At 56.7% G+C, this 7,121-nt stretch carries 4 protein-coding genes and 2 pseudogenes; 2 read left to right on the top strand and 4 right to left on the bottom strand.

The window, feature by feature from the left end:
- Positions 1-255: 255 nt before the first annotated feature.
- From AWB72_RS28155 to AWB72_RS29610, 3 genes and pseudogenes are all read right to left on the bottom strand, one after another.
- Positions 256-522, bottom strand: coding sequence for a hypothetical protein (locus AWB72_RS28155; RefSeq protein ID WP_143754728.1), 267 nt, complete (start codon positions 520-522; stop codon positions 256-258).
- Positions 523-1,299: 777 nt separating this feature from the next.
- Positions 1,300-1,572 (bottom strand): hypothetical protein, encoded by a 273-nt coding sequence (locus AWB72_RS28150; RefSeq protein ID WP_087129191.1) that lies wholly within the window; start codon positions 1,570-1,572, stop codon positions 1,300-1,302.
- Positions 1,573-2,966: 1,394 nt separating this feature from the next.
- Positions 2,967-3,149, bottom strand: a pseudogene (locus tag AWB72_RS29610) (ATP-binding protein); the annotation flags it as partial.
- A 1,011-nt stretch (positions 3,150-4,160) separates the two neighbouring features.
- On the opposite strand from AWB72_RS29610, the gene AWB72_RS28140 reads away from it, so the two are divergent.
- Positions 4,161-5,201 (top strand): extracellular catalytic domain type 1 short-chain-length polyhydroxyalkanoate depolymerase, encoded by a 1,041-nt coding sequence (locus AWB72_RS28140; protein WP_087129189.1) that lies wholly within the window; start codon positions 4,161-4,163, stop codon positions 5,199-5,201.
- Between the two features lie 262 nt (positions 5,202-5,463).
- Positions 5,464-6,030, top strand: a complete 567-nt coding sequence (gene phaP, locus AWB72_RS28135) for a TIGR01841 family phasin (protein ID WP_143754727.1) — start codon at positions 5,464-5,466, stop codon at positions 6,028-6,030.
- A gap of 679 nt (positions 6,031-6,709) precedes the next feature.
- On the opposite strand, the pseudogene AWB72_RS28130 reads toward phaP, so the two are convergent.
- Positions 6,710-7,036 (bottom strand): annotated as a pseudogene (locus AWB72_RS28130) (ATP-binding protein); the annotation flags it as partial.
- Positions 7,037-7,121 lie beyond the last annotated feature (85 nt).

Raw genomic sequence — 7,121 nt, 5'->3', positions numbered from 1 at the left:
TAGGCTTAAACATAGGCAGAAGACTACCTCAAAATTTAAGCGTTGCCGCATGTCCGGTGTTTGCGGGGGCCGGCCCACGTGGGAAACGTGAATCGAATTCCCGTTCAATCGCCATTCGGATATGTACAATGTCCGCATCGATGACGAGCAGGTCGTACGCGCACAAGTGCGGAATTGCTCTCGCCATTGCTCCTCTCTTCTAGTCGTTGTTCATCTGCGCCGTTCAATAGGGCGTTGGCAAAACTAGGCATCGCATTAAATATCGTCGTACTGTTCTATGCGCTTCAATAGCCCGAAGATTGCCTCGCGCTGATGCGCGAGCAGACTTCGCCCCGTGAGAAGGTCCAACAACCGCTGACGCCAATAAGCGATGGTGAGGACCGGCGCCGCCTGCTCTTCACTGAGTTCCCACTCGATCGCGAAACGAATATGCGCAATCTCGCCGTCGATCGACCGCAGTTCATGGGAAAGGAATTTTCGACGACGCTTCGGGGCCGTTATCAGTGCGCAAATATCGTGCATGCACCGAGTGGCCTTCTGGACAATCGTATGCGCACACGGCTCTATCCCGGAAGATCGGCGGTCGTAACCCCACATCTGATAGGCTGTGGTTTGGCTCCGCTGGACGGACAGGATCCGAGAAGGCGGCCAAAAAAACGTGGGATCCGTCGAAGCAATCGGCCGCGAGCCAGGCAAACCGCGCGGGCCTCGCGCCTGGGGGATATATCGGTTTGGCGAAGAAAGCTCCCGGTTGTAACTGCAATTTCGCGTGAGTCGGTAAGCAACTCCATCGAGGACGCCCGTACAGGGTCCTGCGCAGGAAGCGCGTCGATTGCGAGCCTGGAGTACCGGGCGGCGCGTTCCGAGGGCGTTGGGCCGACATGATGACGCGGCGCGTTGATCACATAGTTGGATAAGCGAAGCCATTGGCCGAGTGAGATATCGACAGGCCAGGGCGGCTATCCTGTCGACGCCTAAAGGCTGAGTTTTCCGCGCAATCTTTCGATCACGTGACTGTCTCTGAAGCACCGAGCCTCCTCCGCGCGCCGGACACTCTGCCGATACCAGTAGAACGAGACGGAAAATATGATCGTCATCGCCGTCAGGATTGCGTAGATTGCATATGTCATAGTCACCCCCTTAGCGGTGCCTTATTCGTCGTTTCGGTGACCCCGTAGGGAACCGGCAACACGCGAAACATCCTGCTGTCGCGAAAGCCATTCGTGGCCCGCGCATCCGAGCGCAATCTGCGCCTTCTGGGCGCCATTCAGAAATAAGCCATCCGGGATACAGCATACGTCAGAGTTCGTTTGCCTGAACCTTGCCATCTACAATGTCCTTGCCGTATTGCATGGCCGAATCGATGGCGTCGATCGCATTCGTAGGGTCAGTCGCAGCGTACACAGTTGTGTAGCGCCGCGGGTTCACGTTGCTGCGTTGCATGTCCTCTATTCGCACAACGGAAGAGAACCTTCTCGGACCTTTGGCATACGGGTCGCGATGCAGGGGGAATTCCTGATGAGAGAAAGCACGGAGCTCGTACCCTCTGTATTCGATAGTGGCGATGGTCATGATGGCGCGGTCCTTTTGTGATGCTGACCGCCAGCAACGGTGTCGATGCAGATAGCGATAATCTGGCGGCTAGAGGTACGTTTCGTGTCACTTCACAATGCGCCTAATCCCATAGCAAAGCAAACTAAATTGAGTCAGGATTCAAAAGAAATAGCGCTCTCCCCAGCTACGCAAGCGCCGGGACCGCCGAATGAGCTACTCTGCCGCACGGCGCTTTGGCGCAGTGCTCCTAGTCGCAAGCCAGGTGCGTCCGGGCTATCTAAAACAATGCCCATGTTATGCGACAGCGGGGCGATCACCCGGTTTCAAGACGCCGGAAAATCGACGATCCCGCCCGCATTATGGTATCTGCCAACAGTCCATCGCATCGAAGCGGCCCCTGGATCAACGTTGGGACAAGGCCAAAGCACGCCACCACTCGTTGCTCGCCGCGCATTCGCAAGGTCGTTGGCCGTTGGCCGGGGCAGTCGCGGGCGGGTTTGACTTCAGTTCGACTTTCGGGGTAGAGCTATCCATGTCTGTCGGCCGGGCCCCGCGGCGCCTGTCAAAAATATATCTGAATCATGTAACTGCTGTCTGCGCCAGCGTGCCGGTAGCCCGCGTCCACTGTAGAAGTCGCTCATCAATACGGCGACAAGCGCAACTGTCGCCAAATACGATAGATCATTGCAAAAGTAGCCCTTTATTCGGCGTGCGCCGCTCATCACGCCTGCCTTCACCCAGGGATACACGACGGCCGTGAGCAAATTTCCGGACGCGAGACCTGCGTGCCAACGGCCTTCGAAGGGGACGCGAGCCGCGTTAAGTTACCTTCCGCGTTGTCGACGGAAGATGCCGGGTGGCGTCACTCCGTCAGCGCCGGCGTCCCGGCCCCAGAAGGCTGCTATCGAATAAGGCAACTTCGTCAAACAGTTCGATACCGCTGAGGTTTGTGGAGTTTTGGCGGAAGTTCAGCCGGGGACATGACTGAGGTGGCTGAGCGAGCCGGGTGGTTTATGAGCGGTGACCTGGCGGGCTTCGACCTTCGCGCAGATGCGGTCGAATTTGCGACTAAGTGGGCGCAAGAATGGCTTCCATCCCGCTTCGGTTAATGCAACGCAGCCGCCCGCGACCGCCGGTCTCTGCCAAGCAATCGCGCCACAATGCGCCACGCCGTCGGTCTGCTCAAGTTCGTGCGGCGTGCGTTCCGGTACCAAACCGCGCTGCGACGCTGACGAGTTCCGGAGATGTCGAGTGATTTTTGAGCCGGGGTGGAGACCGGTCTAAGCGAGACCCGGTGTGAATAAGTGTATGGGTTTCCGTGGTCGTTGTCCTCCTACGTATGAGAGTGCGTTGCGCAGGGGAAGGTGCGGATGGCGTAGCCCGTAGTAGTTTCCCCTGCGCGGCGAACGAGGTCAGGCGGATTTGGAGGCGCCGGCGGCCTCGCCCTTGCGCGCCGCTTCACGCGACCGGATGCGCTTCTTTGCACTGGCGCTGCTATGCCGGAGACGTTAGCTATCGTTGCCAGTCTCCCCGATGGGGCAGTGGTGCGTCAGCCGACCGAGCAATGCCGTGGTCATCTTCGCGTCGCCGAACACATGCCTTGTCCGAATTTAGTTGACCATTACATAATCCCGCCTATTCTTCGAGAGGGCGACTCGCCTACCAGCCTTGATCGCGGAGTTGAAGATGTCAGACCGATGGGGTTCCCCCGACAATCAGCCACCAGTGCGACCCGGCCCCCAACGATGCGTCATTTTGTTCGGCGGCGCCGACACTAACAATGCACGTTCTTGGGTGATACTCGGAGATGCCGACGCGAATAACATTACCTACCAATCACAAGCCTTACCGGCGCTGCTGGCGCAGGGCTGCACGGTCGCATCGGCCACGCCAAGCGGTAACGAAACTTGGCTGCTGATACTTGATCCGCCTTCATGAAACATCTGCCTGTTGTCAATGCTCACGAGCCAATGTTCAGCGCCAAGGCACCAAGGATCCTACGCTCCGCGATGAGCAATGCGAGCCATCGCCGAATCGAGGCATCTTTGGCCTTTTGCCGCCGAGGCCGCCGTCGCTCTGATGTACTTCAGATCATCCAAACTAGCCACTTGTCGCCTGATCAGAGGTTGGCTGCTGCTCGATATAGAGTGGCTCAATGCGGATCGGCAACGTTCAATGCGTGGAAGGAAGCGGGTACGTTTCGTATTTGCTGCCTAGCTGCGCTTTTGGACCGTCCCCCGACCGACGGCAGGGACGGCCGCCGGAAACGATGACCGTGTTGCCACCTCCCATCGGAATGTCGATGCCTTGTGGTACCTAAACTCGTAAATATCTTTATTCGCCTTCGCGCCAAGGGTAAACGCGGGTACGATGAACCTGAAATCGAAGTTCTAAATCTGGGATCAACGCCATTACGAAAGCGAATTGATCTCCAACGATATTTGCTTCCGAGCCCGACCTTCCCAACAGCCACGCGTCCGACCTGGTTTCCAAGGATTCACCGCATTAGTCCTCGCCGAGAAAAATACATTCGAGTTTCCCGGTGGCGGGCCATTGTTAGATCGATACTCGACACTCGCGCAAATCAGTCCGAATAAAAGGGTCCAATGAAAAATATCAACGCAACAGCCGTAATGCACAATTCGGGTCACCCCTCTTTCGACAGTTCATCGTCTCCCTTAACAGGCTTGTTTGTTTCTCGCGTCGCCAACGACGTGGTCGAAGCTGCGAATTTCGATTCGTGCTCACCGCTTCAATCCGGGCCGCAATGGCTCTCAGGTCGGTTTTCCCATCCGACGGGTGTCCACGACTTCAAGGTCTACGTTCCGGCGAATTATCGCGGCGCACCCACCTCCCTTATAGTCATGCTTCATGGCGCCAGCCAGGACGCCGATGACTTTGCTCTCGGCACCGGAATGAATCTGGCCGCTGAAAGTGGCGGCTGTATCGTCGTTTATCCCGAGCAGGGAACGAGTGCCAACATGTTCAGGTGCTGGAATTGGTTTCGGCCGGCAGATCAGGTCCGCGATTCAGGCGAAGCCTCGATCATCGCGGGAATCACGCGCGAGGTGATGGCATGCTACGAGATCGATCCGACCCGCGTTTTCATTGCCGGATTGTCGGCCGGCGCGGCGATGGCAGTGAACCTTGCGGTCACTCATCCCGACCTTTACTCGGCCGCCGGGATTCATTCAGGCTTGGCGTTCGGTGTCGCCGACGAAGCATTTTCGGCGATGACCGCAATGAGGACGGGAACCTGCATCGCCCAGCTGAGCGCCGCACGAGATGCGATGGGCGTCTGTCGTGCGGTGCCCCTCATCGTCTTTCACGGTGATCAAGACACCACGGTGCATCCGCTGAACGCCCAGGGGCTGATGCAGATGCATCGGAGCCTGATGCTCGGCACGGATGAGGCATACGCCTCGGTTACCACCGAACTCGGACAAGTGGAGCAAGGCTATCCCTATACCCGCAACACGTATCGACGTAGCGGCGGCGGGGAGGTCTTCGGCGAACAGTGGCTGATCCACGGGCTTGGTCACGCTTGGTCGGGTGGCGATCCCAACGCCACTCACACGGACGCCCGGGGTCCGAACGCTGCGCGAGAGATGATGCGATTCTTCGAGGCTGTCGCCGACTCACGATAGATGGGCCCCCAGGCGCTCGGCCAAATAGGCAGCGCGTCGAAATAATAATTGGGTCGTTTATACCTTTTTCAAATTATCCAGCTTAGGAATAAAAAAGGGCGGCGTAAAAAATACGGACCGCAAATTGCATTCTTGCATAAATGAAATAAGGCTTGACGCTTGAATTCAATGCTGTAGGATGAATTTCACCGTGCAATGCAGCAACGCATTTTTCACCTCTCCAGAAATTCCAAACCCGTCTAAAAATTAAACGGAGCAATTCATGTTCTTTCTTCCTCCGCAGCAAATGGCAGCATTTCAAAAAGCTAAATTCCAGGCGTGGATGAGCTTGACTGATAAGTATATGGACGGCTTTCAAAAGCTAACGCAACTTAATGTGCAAACCATTAGAACGCTCATTTCCGAAAACGAGGGTGCAACCAGGCCAGCGCCTGAAAATGCCAGCGACGTGAACGAATGGCAATCGAAATTGCTTACGCAAGTTCCGGAAAAGGCAGCATCGTATAGTCGGCATTTTTTTGCGATTGTCTCGGCAACAGGCGAGCAGGTGGCGCGAGAGGCGCAAAGCCAGTTTGCTTCATATGGCGGTCACATGAACGAGATCTTCAAGACTGCGGTTGATCACGCATCCGAGGCGTCGGAAAAGGCTGCTGTGGCCTTGGAGACGAACTTGAAGCAAGCGACCACGGCCTCGGCCGAGGCGACAGCGAACGCGGCTGATTCCCTGGCGAAGGAAACCCAGTCGAATGTCTCGGCCGCGAGCAATGCAATGAAGACCGGCGCCGATACGGCCGCGCAATCGATGAACAAGCCGAATCAAAAGCACTAAGCATCTACAGTGCCGCTGCTTCGGGATAGTCTCTGCAACGACAAGCAAAGGCCCGCTTCCGAGCGGGCCTTTGTTTGTTGAACTCCGACAGCACGCGAGCGCGCCCCGTCGCAAGCTCGCTGGCTGCCCGCCTTTCCAAACTTTTGAATCATCCCTCAACTCGAACTTGCTCCAGTGCAACGCGGGACATTGCGTCGTGGACAATAAATTCTTTCGATTCTCACGCTTGGAGCGGATACCCTCTATTTGCATTCGCACAAGTGGCGTAACTTGCAGATAAGGGTTCGGGCCGTCGTCCGACCCACCTGGGAATAGCCCTTGCGCTATACACCACAACATCAATTTTCAAGAATATCATTTTTTTCGTTTTCCTAACTTCACGGATTTCAAAATGCGCCTGCTCACTACACAAGACGGTCTTCCCCGTATCTCCTGGGGTGCCGTCATCGCCGGGGTCATCCTCTCCCTCATCGCTTATCTGTGTCCGCGCCGATTGAATTTTGAACCACCGCGCCGATTGAATTTTGAGCCGGGGTGGAGACCGGTCTGAAGTGGGACCGGTTGTGGATAAGTGTATGGGTTTCCGTGGTCGTTGTCCTCCTTCGTATGAGAGTGCGTGGCGCAGGGGAAGCTGCTACGAGCTACGCCCTCCGCAGCTTCCCCTGCGCGGCGAACGAGGTCAGGCGGATTCGGAAACGCCAGCGGCATCGCCTTTTCGCGCTGCTTCGCGCGACCGGATGCGTTTCTTTGCACTGGCGCTGCTATGCCGGAAACGATAGCTTTCGTTTCCAGTCTCCACGATGTGGCAGTGGTGCGTCAGCCGATCCAGCAATGCCGTGGTCATCTTCGCGTCGCCGAACACACTGGACCATTCAGCGAAGTCCAGGTTCGTTGTGATGGCAACGCTCGTGTGCTCATACAGGCGGCTTAGAAGATGGAACAGCAGTGCTCCGCCGGCTTGGCTGAAGGGCAAATATCCGAGTTCGTCGATTAATGTTGCGCGCAACATTACTGGACTTATGTGTAGTGCGCGGTTATGTGGAGTTCCCTCTGGGCGCTGCTTCGGCGCGGGGTTGGGTCAGGAGTTCGTC

Source organism: Caballeronia concitans (genome assembly GCF_001544615.1).
In the GTDB taxonomy this organism is placed as follows: domain Bacteria; phylum Pseudomonadota; class Gammaproteobacteria; order Burkholderiales; family Burkholderiaceae; genus Caballeronia; species Caballeronia concitans.
Note: the sequence above shows the minus strand (reverse complement) of the source record. Positions and strands in the feature narration are given on the sequence as shown.

Excerpts from the sequence above, each read along its gene's own strand:
- AWB72_RS28155 (WP_143754728.1), bottom strand. The coding sequence starts at position 522 with ATGCACGATATTTGCGCACTGATAACGGCCCCGAAGCGTCGTCGAAAA.
- AWB72_RS28150 (WP_087129191.1), bottom strand. The coding sequence starts at position 1,572 with ATGACCATCGCCACTATCGAATACAGAGGGTACGAGCTCCGTGCTTTC.
- AWB72_RS28140 (WP_087129189.1), top strand. The coding sequence starts at position 4,161 with ATGAAAAATATCAACGCAACAGCCGTAATGCACAATTCGGGTCACCCC.
- phaP (WP_143754727.1), top strand. The coding sequence starts at position 5,464 with ATGTTCTTTCTTCCTCCGCAGCAAATGGCAGCATTTCAAAAAGCTAAA.